The following is a 16,383-nucleotide window of genomic DNA, read 5'->3' as shown; positions in this document are numbered from 1 at the left end:
TTTGAAAAAGTAAGCAATTAATTCGTAAGCATTCAGCCGTCAGCTATCAGCTATCAGCTATCAGCTATTGCTTTTAGTTTACTATCAAAGCTTTATTAATTATCTTACTATAAAAGTAGGCTTCCTTGACCTTAAAGTCTATTTTAATTTAAACAATGTCCTTAAGGAGAAAGTCTTGTTGCTGTTAACGCAGTTCCTCCGGAGGAGGCTAGCTGAAAGCTAATAGCTGTTTGCGCAGCATTCCACAGGAAATGCTTACATTAATTCTTTTCAAATTACCGTCTAAAAATTATGCTGAATCAAGAAATAGTAATCAGAGAAGCAGTTCCCAGTGACATAAAAATAATTATGGAATTGCTGTATCTAAAAGCAGAATTTGATGGTTGCCCCGAATCTCTTAAAGCAACAACTGAAAAACTAAATAACGATTTATTCGGCACAACTCCCCTTACTTCTATTTTATTAGCAGAAGTAGGGGGTAAAGCTGTAGGTTTCGCTAGTTATCATCGAATTTATTCTACATTTTTAGCTAAACCTGGAATTTGGCTAGATGATTTGTATTTAAAAGCAGAATACCGAGGTCAAAAAATTGGTAAAGCTTTAATGACTCGTCTGTATCAAATAGCTGAAGAAACAGGTTGCGGTAGAGTTGATTGGACTGTAAATATTAATAACTCTCAAGGCATTAACTTCTATGAAAAAATGGGAGCAAAGATAATAGAAAAGGTGAGATTATGTCGTCTGGAAATTCATTGAAGAAGGAAAGCACGACAAGGATTTGGAAACGGATGCACGGATGATTCGTAATTTAGATTGAGAAAAAGTTAGTAAAGCTCAATCTACAGATAAAATCTTTGATTAAGGCTACTTGAAAAAATATGACAGAATAATATTTATGTTTCTTTCTTGTCAAATCTAATTTAACATTAGTCTATGACAAATCAACTAGAGTCTTCTAATTGAAAATTTGAAAAAAATACTATTATAAATATACGATTGAATTTAAAAATCAGCAATCTTAATAAAATTAATATTTAATATGACAAACTCTACTTCCAACGAACCTACTCAACATTCTTTATTTAAAAAAATCGAACAAGCGCGACGTCGTCCGACAAAAGTGCGCGACACCAACATTACTCTCGCTCACGGTAGCGGTGGTAAAGCAATGCGCGACCTTATAGAAGATATTTTTGTCGGCAACTTTGACAACGCCACCCTATCTCAACTAGAAGACCAAGCAACATTTGACCTGGCAACTTTTACTGCTCAAGGAGACAGACTTGCTTTTACCACCGACTCCTATGTAGTTGACCCCATATTTTTTCCTGGAGGCAATATTGGCGAACTTGCAGTCAACGGTACTGTTAACGATCTAGCGATGAGTGGAGCAAAACCTTTATATCTCTCCTGCGGAATGATTATTGAGGAAGGTTTTCCCGTTGACTCCCTGCGCGAAATAGCAAAAAGTATGAAAGTTGCAGCAGATGTCGCCGGGGTGAAAATTGTCACTGGAGACACAAAAGTTGTTCACCGAGGTGCTGCGGATAAATTATTTATCAATACTGCGGGGGTAGGTGTAATTCGTTCTGGTGTTTCTATTTCTGCCCAAAATCTCCAACCAGGGGATGCCGTTATTGTGAATGGTTATCTTGGAGACCATGGAGCAGCTATTACGATCGCTCGTGGAGACTTAGCTCTGGCAACAGAAGTCAAAAGCGATACTCAACCTTTGAATGGTTTGGTCGATACTATTCTCGATGTTTGTCCGGAAGTTAGGGCAATGCGAGATGCTACCCGTGGTGGTGTAGCAACAGTATTAAATGAATTTGCCATGAGTTCAGAAGTAGGGATACGACTTTTTGAATCTTCCCTACCAGTGCGGGAAGAGGTGCAGGGAGTCTGTGAAATTCTCGGTCTCGACCCTTTATATTTTGCCAATGAAGGTAAGTTAGTGACGGTGGTGCCAGGAGAAAAAGCGGAAACTGTTTTGGCAGCAATGAAATCTCATCCTACAGGTATTGATGCTGCTATTGTTGGGGAAGTTATTGTTTCTCCTCCGGGAATTTTGTTGTTGCAAACCACCTTTGGAACCGAGCGTATTGTGGATATGTTGGTGGGAGACCAACTGCCGAGAATTTGTTAAGAAGGAGCAAGACAAGGATTTTTTCACGGATGTAGGGATGATCGAAATTTTGTAGGGGTAATGTCTCCAAACCCTCCTACTTATAAAAGTTAAAAGTCAGATTTTATAGACTAAAAACTTTGAGAGTCGCTCAAAAAATCTTTTCCCAAGGATTTTTTCATCGATGAGCAAGACAAGGATTTGGGCACGGATGTACGGATGATGGAAATTTTGTAGGGGTTTGGTCTCCAAACCCTCCCACTTATAGAAGTTAAAAGTCAGATTTTATAAGCTCAAAACTTTGAGGGTCGCTCAAAAAATCTTTTCCTTTTAAACCTTTCTTTTCCTTCTGCATAAGTGCCTTCCTTCTGCCTTCCTGACTCCAAAGTATAAGTATTCAACCGGACATGATATTAATATCAATTTTTGAAGTTTAAAATCTGAATATTTAAAAAACATGACAATTTTTTTTGATGCTAAAATTGAAATTATCGAACTTAATAAGTATCAAGAACGTCCAGGGTTTTCTGATAAGTATCATCTGGTCAAATTCTTGCTAAACTCAGATGGAATAAATTCCTTTGAAGTTAATATTTGGGTTCATTCTAATTATCCAGAGGCAGAAATTGTTAAAGTTGCTAAAACTTTTTTAAATCGTCGTTTACAAGATTTTGTGGAATTAACAAGTGAGGATATTTATGCACCAGATGAAGTTGATGCTTTGTGGCAGTCTTTCAACAATTAATAATTAATAATTGATTTACAGCACTTTTGAGGATAGTGAGGTACACTTATAGGACTATTCTTATATTTCCTATGCCCTGTTCCTTGTTCCCTGTTCCCTGTTCCCTATTCCCTAATTAATAAAGGAAAAAAATTATGTCTATATTACCAACACAAACAAACATTGAATCAGCCCCCAAAAGTTTCAAAAAGCAACCAGAAGATTTTGAATTTGTAGAACCAGATATTAGTGATGTTATTACTGAGGATGATACTCCTGTGGATAATTTAATTACTGAGAAACAACAACGACTATTAACTACTACTTTATATAGTTCTTTCCAAACAGACTTACCATTTTTAGCAACTGCCAATGTCGGGCTTTTTTACGGCAATAAAATACCACCGCTTGTACCAGACATTCTCCTTAGTTTACGAGTCAAAGTACCGGAAGATTGGAGTCAAAAACAGAATCGTTCTTATTTTGTATTTTCTTTTGGCAAACCTCCAGAAATAGCTATCGAAATTGTCTCTAATAAAATCGGTAATGAGTTGGATAGTAAATTACAAGATTATGCTTTTGCTGCGGTTGGTTATTATGTCTTTTTGACCCACTAAAACAACTTGGATAAAGGATTTTACGAGTCTATGAATTACGAGGTAATAGTTATATAGAGCTAGGAAATTTCTATTTGTCTCAAGTGGGATTGGGTTTAACAATTTGGCATGGTATTTTTGAAGGAAAAGAATATGATTGGTTACGCTGGTGTGATGATTCGGCGAATATTTTGTTAACTGGAGATGAACGAGCTGAACAGGAAAAACAACGAGCTGAACAGGAAAAACAACGTGCTGAACAAGAAAAGCAACGAGCTGAACAGGAAAAACAACGTGCCGAACAGGAGAAACAACGTGCCGAACAGGAGAAACAACGTGCCGAACAGGAGAAACAACGTGCTGACCGACTAGCAGAAATTCTCAGGGAAAGAGGTATTAACCCTGATGAAATTTTGTAATTAAAAAATGTGGTGGGCGATCGCCTACTACTGACATTTTTTTAGGAGAGAGAAAATAGTTTTTTTTATCAGTCAATATAAATAGTCTCAAACTGAATTTTTGAGCCTCAAAATTCTCTCCCTATTTTCTAACTTTTAGCTTAAGAATTATCTGAAAAACTGGAAAGTTACTTTAAATATGCACGAATTAGGAATCACTCAAAATATTGTTGCCATAGTTGCCGAAAATGCTAAGGAAAAAACTGTTAAACGAGTCACTTTAGAAATAGGTGAACTTTCTGCTATTATGCCTGATGCTATTGAATTTTGTTTTGACGTTTGTAGTAAAGGTACAGTGTTAGAAGGGGCAAAATTAGAGATTATTAAAATTCCCGGTTTAGGAAAATGTCGTCAATGTGGAGCAGAAATTCCTCTAGAGCAACCATTCGGTGTTTGTCATGTTTGTAACAGTATGGAAATAGATATTATTCAAGGTCAAGAACTTAAAATTAAGGAAATGGAAGTAGAAGAATTATGTGTGTAATATTAAAAGATTTGAGGCAAATCTCAAATTAACTACTTTATTTAAACGAATTGGAAGAAACTGTAAGTGGTTCATTAGGGGTTGGAGTTGTTAAACTGGTGGTAATTAAGCCAGAAACTCAAGCGATTAATTTGGCTAAATCTTTAATTTCTCAAGCTCAAGAGGAAATTATTGAGCCAAAGATTCAAGAAGATTTAATTAATCTAATTCAAACAATTATTGTTTATAAATTACCCCAAAAAACCAGAAAGGAGATTGAAGCAATGTTAGGTTTAAGTGAATTGAAAAAAACTAAAGTTTATCAAGAGGCTTTTGCTGAAGGTAAAGATGAAGGTGAAGTAGAAGCTAACTTAAAATCTGTATCTAATATGATTCGTTTAGGTTTAACTTTAGAGACTATTGCTGAATATTTAGATTTGCCTTTAGAGGAAGTTCAAAGATTAGCAAAATTGACCGAAAACAGAGATTAATTTTTTTTTAATTTAATTAAGTAGGTAGACGCGAATAAACTTCACTATATAACCAAATGTTGGTGCAGTCTCAACCCTTGAGATTGCTATCCGTTCCGGAATGCTCCGCAAACCTTCCACTTCGTTACAGTCGCAATGACGTACTTGTAAATTTTCCCACTTACCAAAAAATGAGGTCTAAAGCCTCCCCTTTTAAGAGGATGAAAAAAATGTTTAATATCAAATCCGCATAGAATAAAAGGTGTTAACTATATATATACACCTTTTTTTTAACCCGGATTTGGTATAACTCAGTATTTCAAGCCTCCGAGTTAAGTCGGAGGTACTGATAACTGATAACTGATAACTGAAATGACCTACTTATAATCAAATCTCAAAAACAAAAAATCAAAGAAATGGAGAAAGAAAAATTATGTGTGTAACTTGTGGTTGTTCCGGTAATAATGAAATTACTATTACTAATTCTCAAACAGGAGAAAAAATGACAGTAGATAAGCATCATTCCCATACTCATACTCTCCCAGATGGAACTATTATTACTCATACTCATTCTGATAATTATACTCCTGAACATAATCATAAGGAAACGGCAGAAGTTCATGCTAAAATGCACCAAACTACTATTAGTTTAGAACAGAAAATTTTACAGAAAAATGACCTGATAGCTGCCCAAAACCGAGGCTGGTTTAAAGGTCGAAATATTCTGGCTTTAAATTTAGTTAGTTCTCCTGGTTCTGGCAAAACAACTTTATTAACTCGAACTATTAATGATTTAAAATCTGAATTGACTTTTAGTGTTATAGAAGGAGACCAAGAAACTATTAATGATGCAGAAAAAATTCGCCAAACTGGTTGTAAAGTAGTGCAAATTAATACTGGTAAAGGCTGTCACTTGGAAGCGGCAATGGTAGAAAAAGGTTATACAGAATTAAACCCTCCTTTAGATTCAATTTTGATGATTGAAAATGTGGGGAATTTAGTTTGCCCTGCTCTATTTGATTTAGGAGAAAATTGTAAGGTAGCAATTCTATCAGTTACCGAAGGAGAAGATAAACCGATTAAATATCCCTATATGTTTCGAGAAAGTCAGGTAATGATTTTGACGAAAATTGATTTATTACCTTATGTACAATTTGACGTTAATCGTTGTATTGAATATGCAAAACAGGTAAATCCTAATATTAAGATTTTCCAGGTTTCTGCCACAAGTGGGGAAGGTTTAAATGATTGGTATGAGTGGTTGAAAAATCAAATTATTTCTTAGAGAAAATAAGGAAAGGAAACAGAGGAGAAAGAAGACGAAGACTCGCTCGCCAGAGTTATGAATCGCTGTATTTCTTGCTCCTCTCAGGCTTTTGGTGTAAATTTTATAAAATTGTACTTAAAAAAGATAACTATTTCATCCATTTGTCTATAAATATTAACAAGGTATTATATCAAATCCGGTAGCATCGGAGTAATTAAACCTGAATTTTCGGCCACCAATGGTACTGGGTTATAGCCTTGATTGCAAATTGCTGTGTTAAAAGAACTTGACAACGCTCAAACAGAATTTCTTCTAACTCTTCGAGGCTGGTAAATGAACGATTTGCGATCGGTTCATTAATTAGAGGCCATAACCTTTCTGCTGGTTGTAATTCAGGCGAGTAGGGTGGTAAATACTCTAAGTGCAAGCCCAAAGGAATCTTTAACTCAGAACTTGTATGCCATCCAGCTCTGTCAATGGTTAAGATAATGTGTTTGTCTTCTCCTAACTGAAATTCTCGTGCAAAGTCTTCTAAAACTCGGTTAAAAAGCTCTACATTAACTTTTGGTAAAATCCAGTAGTAAGTTTCACCATTATTTGGATTCACAAAGCCGTATAACCATAGCCATTGGTATTTCCAGTTAACATTGGCGATCGCATGACTACCCAACTGAGCCCAGACTCTTCTACATATAGGTTTTAACCCTAAGCGATGTTCATCCATTGCCCAGACTTCAACTGTGGCCTCTGGGTGTTTTTGCCCTACTTCTTGGACTTTCTGGTTGAGTTTTTTTTTCCACTGTTCTTGCTCTGTGATCTCCCCTTTGTCATGTGCTGGACGTGGTACTTTTAAACGCATTTCAAAGCTACGTAGATATTCCCACCCTCTTTGAGGATGAATAGGACGTTCCAGATGCTCGCTCATCCACTGAGCTACTTTGGGTCCATTCCTTGAAGAAGGAGACAGGAGACAGCTATACTGGAGACAGGAGGAAAATTACATGGGGATTCGCTCCCCCCAAGTAATGCGTGAACACGACCGTTGACGGTGGGGTATTAAACCCACAAAGAAAATGATAAACCTCCATCTACCGGTGGCTCTTGTAGTGCTTGCCATAGGAAAGCTTGGTCTATTTCTGAGAGTAAGGTCTCCGGCCCCTGATATTGATGGATTAAAAGATCGTCGCCATCAACATCAGGGGCCGGAGACCTTACTCTCAGAAATAGACCAAGCTTTCCTATGGCAAGCACTACAAGAGCTTGGTCTATTTCTGAGAGTAAGGTCTCCGGCCCCTGATGTTGATGGCGACGATCTTTTAATCCATCAATACCTAATCGGTTATAGCGCCCTACAATTCTGTAAATTGAACCACGCCGATATCCAGTAACCTCAGCCACTTCTTCTACTTTGTGGCCTTTAGCTATCAACCAGAGGATTTGCCATCTAGTTCGTTCTATTGGGTCTTGAGTTTGTCGGTAGAGTTTTTCCAACTCTTCGATACTTTTGTGTGGTTCTAGCTTTAACAATCTCGGCATGGCGATCGCCCAACTCTTACTATTCATCCCTTAATTTATCAGGTTTAATTTTTTTATACCGATGCTACCGGATTTGATATTACGCTAAAATAACACCCATAATTGGGTTAAGCTGTTTCGACTTTCTCAATCAATCTCAGAACTCTTGTACAATAGATGAATAAAACATCAATCACATAACTATAACGTTAGGGTTTTTTGATTTGTCTATTCCTGGAAGGAGGCGATCGCTCTTGTCACTCGATAATCAAATAACTATAACGTTGGGGTTTTTTGATTTGTCTATTCCTAGAAGGAGGCGATCGCTCTTCTCACTCCATCTCAAAACTCTTGTACAACAGATGAATAAAACATCAATTCAATAACTATAACGTTAGGGTTTTTTGTTTGTAGTAGGGCCATTATTAGTGAGAATAATTAACGGAAAATTCTGACAGCGCACCTTTCTATCTTTTATCGGCACATCCATCCCATCATAAGTGCGAACCTCTACCTGGGAAACTTCTTTAGAAAGACGAGCTAATTCTGGAATTTCAAACCTCCCCTCCTCAAACAAATTGAGTAAATCATTGGGTAAATTAATATCGCTCTTATCTATCTCATCAATTAATAAAACGCGAGGTCTGGGAAAAGGGAGTAAAGCTGTACCCAGAGCGCCAAGTTTAATATAACGACCAATATCCTTACTTTCGTCGCCCATTTGTACATCCTGAAGACGAGCGATCGCGTCATAATCATATAATCCATCTTTTAAAGTTGAGCGAGCAGTAATATACCAAGGTAAAACTGGCCCTAATTTTAATTCATAAGCTACCGCATAAGCTAAAGAAGTTTTTCCTGTTCCGGGTTTGCCTTTTACTAACAAAGGTCGTCTTAAATATAGAGCGGCATTAACCATATTAATCACACTATTTCTGTCATTGTCACTGTCAGAATGAATCCGGAAACTTTTGCCTCTTTCCCAATCTTCTGTTCCTTCACCTTTCTCATCTAAAAAATTTTGCCAGCGTTGTTCAATTTCTTGAATTATCTGATTATCAGCACCCATAAATTTACGCCAATTTGGAGGTTCGGGAAGACGATTAATTTCATCATGGGGTTTGCTATTACCTTTAAATATTTTCCAGTCATTCATATTTTTTGTCTCTGGTTTTTTTTCAATAAATTTATTCAAAGGTGTTAGGTGTTAGGTGTTAGGTGGTATTTATATCAAATCCGGTTAAACAGTTATAGATTCGTTAAGTAAGGAGGAGTCAGGAGTCAGGAGGAGAGAAAATCACAAAGATGAGCGTAGTTATGACGATTGAAGATTTTTTTTATGTCCAATTAAACGGATTTGATATTATAGATTTTTTTCGGCCATAATTAAGATTCAATTTTCGGCGTTGCTGAGTGGTAATGATTTTTAGATAGATTAAGTATTAACGCAAAACATAAGTTTTTCAATTTTACCTTCAGCTACTTACCATTACATTTCAGCAACGCCCAATTTTCTAGAGAAAACCCGAACTATAATAACTGCATCTGCTTTGTTGTTACCTCGGGAAAATTTCCAGTAATATCATGTCCGGATAAGGGGTGCATCTCAATGCAAGAATAAAGCCAAAAATTTATCGCTCTTAGGCAATAGCTCCGAAAGGCAACAGGTAACAGGGAATAGGGAATAGGGAATATATAGGAAAAAAGTATTTTTGCTTGCTATGAGATGCACCCCGGATAAGAGCGTGATCAAAAAAACTTTCTCCTTTTCCTCCTCTTCTTCTTTCTTCTTGCTTCTTTCTTCCCTCCTGACTCGGTCCTCCTGACTCCTCAAATGATAACTGTTTTATTGCCCAGGTGTAATTAATTCAACCATTATATCAGGAGTTAAACGATAGGGATTTTCCCAAAGAATAGCTAAATGAAAACCTAAATGCTCCTCGGTTTGAGCATCAGCTTTTTCTCGAATTTGTCTAATTGATTCACATAAATAACACAATGGTTAAAAAGTTAATATCTCATCAATCAAATTTACTTTTTCCCGACGCTCAATATCAGTTCTTGTCCAAATAACAACAGGGGTTGTAGCTGACAAAATTGCTCTAAACAAATCTTTCCTGATAGATTGAGGATGAGCGCGAGTAACTTTCAATCCTAAGAAGGAAAAAATCTTAGACTCCGAAACTAAGAAACTATACACCAGGCAAATAAACCACACGGAAACCTCTGTTATTGTTGCAGAAGTCGGCATCCCCCCAGAGACGGAAGGCACTCCGACAATTCCCAGGTTCATCTTCCCAATACCCACCACGCAGTACTCGTATCTTACTATCTCCTCCAGTTTCCCAAGCACTACCATCATTAGGGGCACCTTCATAATTATCGTGTCTAATATCCTGACACCATTCCCACACATTCCCGTGCATATCATATAAACCAAAAGCATTAGGAGGAAAAGTTCCCACATCAGTTGTCTCCCCTCGATATTCACCTTTAGGGGCATCGCCATAAGTATAGTTACCATTATAGTTAACTAAATCGGTCGTTATAGTTTCCCCAAAATAAAAGGGTGTGGTTGTACCAGCGCGACAAGCATATTCCCACTGACTCTCACTGGGTAGTTTGTAGGTTTTCCCAATTTTTTTTGATAACTTTTGACAAAATTTTGTAGCGTTGTGCCATGTTACAGTTTCGACTGGGCGCTTTCCTCCTTTAAAGTGAGAGGGGTTTTCACCCATAATGGCTTGATATTGGTCTTGAGTAATAGGATATTTACTAATATAAAAAGGTTGGATAGTAACTTCATGTTGGGGAGTTTCAGGACTATCTGTTTCTACTTCATTTTCTGCCGAACCCATAACAAAACTACCGCCAGGAATAGAAACCATTTCTAAAGTTACACCTTTACCCAAATCTTCAGTAAAAAATACTGCTTCATGGGAACTACGATTAATTTCTTCACCTTTGCTATTTACCGTTATTACATCAAATGGTTTTGGTGCAATTGGTTTCAACACTAACTTCACCTTTAAATTTGCATCTGGTTTTCCTTTAGTAATATAAAGATTACCTTCCCCCTCGAAATTAAAACCTACTTCCACTTCAGCTTGTTCAATTTCCATCTCTTTATTAATTTCTTGCCAAGCTTCAGCAATAGGACGACTAATACTAACTAATATAGGTTTAACTTGTGCAAAACTAGATTTAACATCTTTAACAACATTAGTAGAAATCGGCTTTGCTTCATTATCTGGAACTTCAGCTTCAACCAAAATCCCATCTTCCAGTTTAATTAGTCTGGTGGCCATGTATGTTGATTCCTGAATTTAACTGCTACTCTATTCAAGCACATCACAGTAATTTGTTTTCTGAATTTAGAATAACTCATCAAACAAACATTTTAATTTTTAGGAAAAGGCGAATATCGGATTTATAAATCTAAAATAGATGGAGCAGAGAAGTTTTGCTAGGGGATATCAGAATTTAGGAACAAAAAAGGCTGTAGTAATACCAATAATTCTTGTTGTTTATGAGTAGATGATTATAAGTCTATTCTCAAGTTGGATTCATTTTGGCGATCGCATACATAAATGATTTTGATAATTTTACCTTATTTTCTATTTTGGAGATATCTAATGTTGCGTTCTTTCTTGTAAGAACATTCAATAAATTGTTCTGAAGTTTCTATTGAAATGAACTTTACACATTGATCGATAAAATTACTGAAGTCACATCCCCCTGAAAGCATATCACAAATTACGTTGTCATCTTTAAAGGTTTTAGAGAAGATTTCGCTAAACCTTAATTATTCGGTAATAAAGGAATTATACTTTTTGACGTAAAAGCCTCTTTCTGTCTATCTTCTAGCCTATTTTAGGCTGCTGTTTTGTGTAAGTCCCGCTAACTATTTGTAGTAAAAATTTATCAGATTGGTATAACTTTATCAATATTGCCCAAGTTACATTAAATGTGGCTGAATTCAGCATCTAACTAAGGAGACTGTTGCATGAGAGATACATTACGATTTGGTATTGTGGGAACGGGATTTATTGCCAGGGTGATTGCCCAAGGATTAGTCGATGCCAAAAATTGTGCTTTAGTCGGAGTGGCTAGTCGTTGCATCTCGCGGGCACAGGAGTTTGGCCAGCAATTCGGAGATGTTAAAGGGTTTGACAGTTGGCAAGATTTAATCGCTTGGTCTGGAGTGGATGCAATTTATATTGCGACTCCTACTGCCTTAAAAGAAGAAATTGCTGTGGTAGCTGCGCAACAGAAAAAGCACGTTTTAGTGGATAAACCCTTTGCGACCTTAGAGTCTTTGCAAAAGATTACCGTAGCCTGTAGAGAAAATCAAGTCTTGTTTATGGATGCAACCCATTTTGTCCATCATCCCAGGACTGCAGCTATTAAGCAAACTATGGAGGAAACCATTGGTCAGGTGCAAGCGATGCGAAGTGCCTTCTATTTTCCCCTTAGCGATCGCAGTAATATTCGTTTCAATCCCGAATTGGAACCAAAAGGAGCTTTAGGGGACTTAGGTTGGTATAATATGCGGGCAACAGTTGAATTTTTAGCTCCTAACATTAATTTGAGCCAAATTTCAGTCAAAGTTAAACGAGACACCGAAACTAGAGGGATTGTTCGTGTTTGTGGTATGCTCGCTTTTGATGATGACAGTACCTCGACTTGGGATGCAGGATATACTTCAGGTGCGGTAACGATGGATTTGGCTTTAATTGGTACAAAAGGCATTATTACCCTAGATGACTTTGTGTTAGATTGGGTGAATAGTTTTGCCTTTAAAAATCCTCATCTTAAGGCGGGTTTTTATCTCAAAAATGGTATGGATACCCGTGGGGATGTCAAATTTATTGAGGTAAAAAGTGAGCAAAGTTCTCAGGTGAAAATGGTTGAAAATTTTGCTGATGTGGTGTTCAATGGTGTTACTAATTCTACAACAAATTATTATCAAGTGAGTGAAAAAACTCAAGCCTTATTAGATGCAATTTCTGGTTGTGTTTAGTTATTAAGAAGGAAGCAATCTCAGAGGTGTAGGGAGATTGCTTTCTATGGTCGCAATGACGACTATTCAAACTGATTAGAGCTTGCTGATTAAATCTAAAAGTATTTACAGATAAAGGTTTTAGCTTTTTTGAGGTCGAATTGCAGTGCCTGGTATCACGTCTAAAACCCTCAAAAAGGAGCGTATTTTAGGCTCATAGTTGGGCAGAAAAATCATTCTTACAATTCTTACTCCTACCTCCTCGCTCATTCCCATGTCTCCCCTCCTGGGAGGGGGAGGGGCGAGGGGTGGGTTGTCTCCTGTCTCCTGTCTTCCCCTCCTGGGAGGGGTTGGGGGTGGGTTGTCTCCTGTCTCCTACCCTCACCTATAAAACTTTTTCAGCAAACCCTAATTATATATTATTTATTAATTGAAGAAGATAAACTATAAAATTGAACAAGGAAAAATAACAAATGAGAAAATATTTTAATGTAATTCTCGAAAAAGATGTAGATGGTTATTTAGTTGCATCGGTTCCCGTTTTAAAAGGATGTCTACACAATTTAAAAGTTATGGTTAATTAATATAAAGCATTCAAGAAGCTATTGAATTTTGCTTATAAATGAAGAATTTGAACCCTTATAGTTTATGGGTATACAACAATATGATACTTATTGACAAATAACCTCCTGTTTAGCATCAAAAAACAATTTAATTATTATGATTATTTTTATTTTCATCCAGATGTTCATCAACCTGCAAATCTTGTAGCGATAATTCAGGAACTTCTGATGTGAGAATTGTGAGATTGAATTGAAAGACAATTTTATCCTGTTCCAGATTAATATTCGTGATATTTACAATGCTTTGTTTGGGTAATAAACTTTTAACTGGCCGTAACGCACCACTATCTATATTGATTACCAAGCAATCTGTGGGTGAGTTATGCTTCCCTAAAAAATGGTGCGTTACCCTTTCCTGCGGAATGCTGCGCAAACGCTAACACACCCTACTGGACAACTACTTCTTCCTTCTTCCTTTTTTAATAATTTTCAAGAATTACCCACTAATTTATCCCGCAAATGCTTAATCCGATCGCGTAATTTAGCCGCCTCTTCAAATTCCAATTTTTTCGCTGCTTCTTTCATCTGAGTTTCTAACTTTTTAATCCACTCTGGTAGCTCCTCTAAAGATAACTCATCCACCTGTTCATACACCTCTTCTAACTGTTGAGAATTTAAACGGCGTGACACATCCAAAAACGCCAAAATTGCATTACTTTGTTTTTTTACAATAGGCTTCGGTGTAATATTATTCATCCTATTATATGCCAACTGAATTCCTCGCCTTCTCTCCGTTTCATCTATCGCTTTAATCATACTATCTGTCAAATTATCAGCATATAAAATAGCCTGACCCCGGACATGACGTGCTGCTCTACCAATAGTCTGAATTAAAGAACGTTCCGCTCGTAAAAATCCCTCCTTATCCGCATCTAAAATAGCCACTAAAGAAACCTCCGGTAAATCCAAACCTTCCCGTAATAAATTCACCCCAATTAACACATCAAACTCTCCCTCTCTCAACCCCTGCAAAATCTCAATTCTCTGAATAGAATTAATCTCCGAATGCAAATAACGAACCTTCACATTTTGCTCCTGCAAATATTCAGTCAAATCTTCAGCCATCCGCTTAGTTAAAGTAGTAATTAAAACCCTCTCCTCCAACTTAACCCTTTCCCTAATTTCCCCTAATAAATCGTCAACCTGACCCTCAGTCGGACGCAGAAAAATTTCCGGGTCAACCACACCAGTCGGACGAATAATTTGCTCAACAATTCTATCCTCAGATTTTTCTATTTCCCAATCTCCAGGAGTAGCAGAAACCAAAATACATTGATTAACCTTTTGCCAAAATTCCTCAGACTTCAAAGGTCGATTATCTGCTGCACTAGGCAAACGAAATCCATGCTCAATTAAAACCCTTTTCCTAGCTTGGTCACCATTATACATTCCTCGAATTTGCGGAACAGTCACATGGGATTCATCAATAATTAATAACCAATCTTTCGGAAAATAATCAATCAAACATTCTGGTGGTTCCCCTGCTTTTCTACCTGCTAAATGCCGAGAATAATTTTCTACTCCATTACAATATCCCACCTCTCGCAACATTTCTATATCATATCTACAACGTTGTTCCAAACGTTGAGCTTCTAACAATTTTCCTGCTTTTTCTAATTCCTCTAATTGCTCTTCTAATTCTGCTTCAATATCATCACAAGCTGCTTCTAATCTTTCTTCAGGAGTAACAAAGTGACGCGCTGGATATACATTTAAAGACTCTAAACTTTGGAGAATATTTCCAGTTACAGGGTCAATATAACGAATCGCATCTATTTCATCCCCAAAAAATTCTACCCGAATAATTCTATCCTCATAAGCAGGTCCGATTTCCAAAACATCGCCCTTAACTCTAAATTTTCCTCGACCTAAATCTAAATCATTTCTAGTATATTGAACTGTCGCTAAATCTCTTAAAATTTGTCGTTGATTAATTTCTTCTCCCACTTGTAACTTAATCGCAGCTTTTAAATATTCAGCAGGCATTCCTAAACCATAAATACAACTAATAGAAGCCACAACAATTACATCTCGGCGTTCAAAAAGTGACCGAGTTGCTGAGTGACGCAACATATCAATTTCATCATTAATCGAAGCAGTTTTTTCTATATATGTATCCGTCACTGGAATATAAGCTTCCGGTTGATAATAATCGTAATAACTAACAAAATACTCCACAGAATTATCAGGGAAAAAATCCCTTAACTCATTACATAATTGAGCAGCTAAAGTTTTATTATGAGCTAAAACTAATGTCGGTCTGCCTGCTTTTTCTATGACAGAAGCTATGGAAAAAGTTTTACCAGTACCTGTAGCTCCTAGTAATGTTTGAAATTTATGTCCAGCTTGAATATTAACAGTTAATTGAGCGATCGCTCCAGGTTGGTCACCAGTAGGTTTAAAGGGAGCTTGTAAATGAAATTTTTCCATAATCATAATAAATAATTTTAATCAAAAAAACTGTGAGGGTTCGATTTATAAGTCCCAGTTTTTGCTGGAGTTTGGCCTCCAAACTCCTACAATAAAGTCCTAAATTGTAGCTGAAAAAGTAGAGTATGGGGAGGGTAGTTTACAGGGATATGTTTTTGATAATTATGCACTTTGGGCGTGGGAGAAATTTTCCACTATTTTTTGTCTGAATAGGACTTACGCAGAGACTCTACATATAGAGATATAGAGTTAAAAAAATTGCGAAATAGTTTTTTAACTCTATAGATAGTACATTTGCGTAAGTCCTGATGAATAAATACATTTTTGTGGCAATTTTATAATAAAGTCGCTACAAAAATTTCCATAGAGCTTGACAAAAGATGAGATTTTGTATATATATATTGATATTGTGACTGGAAAAATACTTAACCTACTAATGCAAGGATATATGTGGTCTGATGCTCTAGCAGCACAGGCTAGCAGATACAATTCAATCATTGCAACGACAGGAGAAAGTGAGTCATGTTTAGCAAAAGCATCAAGAATTCACTCAAAATAGTTATAGGAAGCATCTGTTTGCTACCAGTGTTCATGTATGGCGGCAAATACAGCCTTGCACAACCAAGAGATTTTATCGATAGAAGTACGTAGTACCGAGGGATGCATATATGTGGAGAATCTGCCTACATGCGGGGCTTACATGTTCGACG

Annotated in this window: 19 protein-coding genes and 1 pseudogene; 11 read left to right on the top strand and 9 right to left on the bottom strand. The window is 36.8% G+C overall.

Going from position 1 to position 16,383, the window contains the following annotated elements; translation table 11 throughout:
* Positions 1-291 precede the first annotated feature (291 nt).
* The 8 genes and pseudogenes from D5R40_RS03640 to hypB all read left to right on the top strand — a co-directional run bounded on the left by D5R40_RS03640 (position 292) and on the right by hypB (position 6,121).
* Entirely contained in the window at positions 292-756 is a 465-nt protein-coding gene (locus tag D5R40_RS03640; protein WP_124144218.1) for a GNAT family N-acetyltransferase, read from the top strand.
* A gap of 283 nt (positions 757-1,039) precedes the next feature.
* Positions 1,040-2,146 (top strand): hydrogenase expression/formation protein HypE, encoded by a 1,107-nt coding sequence (gene hypE / locus D5R40_RS03635; RefSeq protein WP_124144219.1) that lies wholly within the window; start codon positions 1,040-1,042, stop codon positions 2,144-2,146.
* A gap of 436 nt (positions 2,147-2,582) precedes the next feature.
* On the top strand, positions 2,583-2,870 hold the full coding sequence (locus tag D5R40_RS03630) for a hypothetical protein (protein ID WP_205127312.1): 288 nt from the start codon (positions 2,583-2,585) through the stop codon (positions 2,868-2,870).
* A 134-nt stretch (positions 2,871-3,004) separates the two neighbouring features.
* Positions 3,005-3,466 (top strand): Uma2 family endonuclease, encoded by a 462-nt coding sequence (locus D5R40_RS37320; RefSeq protein ID WP_205127313.1) that lies wholly within the window; start codon positions 3,005-3,007, stop codon positions 3,464-3,466.
* Positions 3,467-3,540: 74 nt separating this feature from the next.
* Positions 3,541-3,864, top strand: a complete 324-nt coding sequence (locus tag D5R40_RS37315; RefSeq protein WP_240038868.1) for a hypothetical protein — start codon at positions 3,541-3,543, stop codon at positions 3,862-3,864.
* 178 nt (positions 3,865-4,042) lie between these two features.
* Positions 4,043-4,387: a hydrogenase maturation nickel metallochaperone HypA gene (hypA, locus tag D5R40_RS03620; RefSeq protein ID WP_124144220.1), complete on the top strand. Its 345-nt coding sequence runs from the start codon at positions 4,043-4,045 to the stop codon at positions 4,385-4,387.
* A gap of 47 nt (positions 4,388-4,434) precedes the next feature.
* Positions 4,435-4,857: pseudogene (locus D5R40_RS03615) on the top strand (DUF2887 domain-containing protein); the annotation flags it as partial.
* A 412-nt stretch (positions 4,858-5,269) separates the two neighbouring features.
* The gene (hypB, locus tag D5R40_RS03610; RefSeq protein WP_124144222.1) at positions 5,270-6,121 is read left to right on the top strand and encodes a hydrogenase nickel incorporation protein HypB; all 852 of its coding nucleotides are present in this window, start codon (positions 5,270-5,272) and stop codon (positions 6,119-6,121) included.
* 196 nt (positions 6,122-6,317) lie between these two features.
* On the opposite strand, the gene D5R40_RS03605 is transcribed toward hypB, so the two are convergent.
* Both D5R40_RS03605 and D5R40_RS03600 read right to left on the bottom strand, forming a co-directional pair.
* Positions 6,318-7,028: an IS630 family transposase gene (locus D5R40_RS03605; protein WP_124154245.1), complete on the bottom strand. Its 711-nt coding sequence runs from the start codon at positions 7,026-7,028 to the stop codon at positions 6,318-6,320.
* Positions 7,029-7,159: 131 nt separating this feature from the next.
* Positions 7,160-7,666 carry a helix-turn-helix domain-containing protein gene (locus D5R40_RS03600; protein ID WP_124154244.1) on the bottom strand — a complete coding sequence of 169 codons (507 nt, stop codon included), beginning with the start codon at positions 7,664-7,666 and terminating at the stop codon, positions 7,160-7,162.
* 176 nt (positions 7,667-7,842) lie between these two features.
* Between D5R40_RS03600 and D5R40_RS34525 the strand changes: the two genes are divergently transcribed.
* Positions 7,843-8,004, top strand: a complete 162-nt coding sequence (locus D5R40_RS34525) for a hypothetical protein (protein ID WP_161564428.1) — start codon at positions 7,843-7,845, stop codon at positions 8,002-8,004.
* Positions 8,005-8,012: 8 nt separating this feature from the next.
* Here D5R40_RS34525 and D5R40_RS03595 read toward each other — a convergent pair whose 3' ends face one another.
* From D5R40_RS03595 to D5R40_RS03585, 4 genes are all read right to left on the bottom strand, one after another.
* Positions 8,013-8,813 (bottom strand): AAA family ATPase, encoded by an 801-nt coding sequence (locus D5R40_RS03595; protein ID WP_445974414.1) that lies wholly within the window; start codon positions 8,811-8,813, stop codon positions 8,013-8,015.
* Between the two features lie 651 nt (positions 8,814-9,464).
* On the bottom strand, positions 9,465-9,617 hold the full coding sequence (locus D5R40_RS36965) for a hypothetical protein (protein WP_192901087.1): 153 nt from the start codon (positions 9,615-9,617) through the stop codon (positions 9,465-9,467).
* A gap of 3 nt (positions 9,618-9,620) precedes the next feature.
* On the bottom strand, positions 9,621-9,770 hold the full coding sequence (locus D5R40_RS36960) for a hypothetical protein (protein WP_192901088.1): 150 nt from the start codon (positions 9,768-9,770) through the stop codon (positions 9,621-9,623).
* Between the two features lie 40 nt (positions 9,771-9,810).
* Complete coding sequence (locus D5R40_RS03585) at positions 9,811-10,926, bottom strand: CU044_2847 family protein (protein WP_124144225.1); 1,116 nt, start codon at positions 10,924-10,926, stop codon at positions 9,811-9,813.
* A gap of 698 nt (positions 10,927-11,624) precedes the next feature.
* Here D5R40_RS03585 and D5R40_RS03580 point away from each other — a divergent pair.
* Entirely contained in the window at positions 11,625-12,641 is a 1,017-nt protein-coding gene (locus tag D5R40_RS03580) for a Gfo/Idh/MocA family protein (RefSeq protein WP_124144226.1), read from the top strand.
* A 193-nt stretch (positions 12,642-12,834) separates the two neighbouring features.
* Here D5R40_RS03580 and D5R40_RS34520 read toward each other — a convergent pair whose 3' ends face one another.
* The 3 genes from D5R40_RS34520 to uvrB form a co-directional block, all read right to left on the bottom strand.
* The gene (locus D5R40_RS34520) at positions 12,835-13,005 is read right to left on the bottom strand and encodes a hypothetical protein (protein WP_161564429.1); all 171 of its coding nucleotides are present in this window, start codon (positions 13,003-13,005) and stop codon (positions 12,835-12,837) included.
* 326 nt (positions 13,006-13,331) lie between these two features.
* On the bottom strand, positions 13,332-13,547 hold the full coding sequence (locus D5R40_RS03570; RefSeq protein ID WP_124144227.1) for a hypothetical protein: 216 nt from the start codon (positions 13,545-13,547) through the stop codon (positions 13,332-13,334).
* Positions 13,548-13,672: 125 nt separating this feature from the next.
* The gene (uvrB, locus tag D5R40_RS03565) at positions 13,673-15,673 is read right to left on the bottom strand and encodes an excinuclease ABC subunit UvrB (protein ID WP_124144233.1); all 2,001 of its coding nucleotides are present in this window, start codon (positions 15,671-15,673) and stop codon (positions 13,673-13,675) included.
* 388 nt (positions 15,674-16,061) lie between these two features.
* Here uvrB and D5R40_RS34510 point away from each other — a divergent pair, with 388 nt between their 5' ends.
* Positions 16,062-16,232: a hypothetical protein gene (locus tag D5R40_RS34510; RefSeq protein ID WP_205127594.1), complete on the top strand. Its 171-nt coding sequence runs from the start codon at positions 16,062-16,064 to the stop codon at positions 16,230-16,232.
* Positions 16,233-16,383 lie beyond the last annotated feature (151 nt).

The sequence above is a fragment of the Okeania hirsuta genome, assembly GCF_003838195.1.
GTDB lineage: Bacteria > Cyanobacteriota > Cyanobacteriia > Cyanobacteriales > Microcoleaceae > Okeania > Okeania hirsuta.
This window is presented reverse-complemented; position numbering and strand designations above follow the sequence as displayed.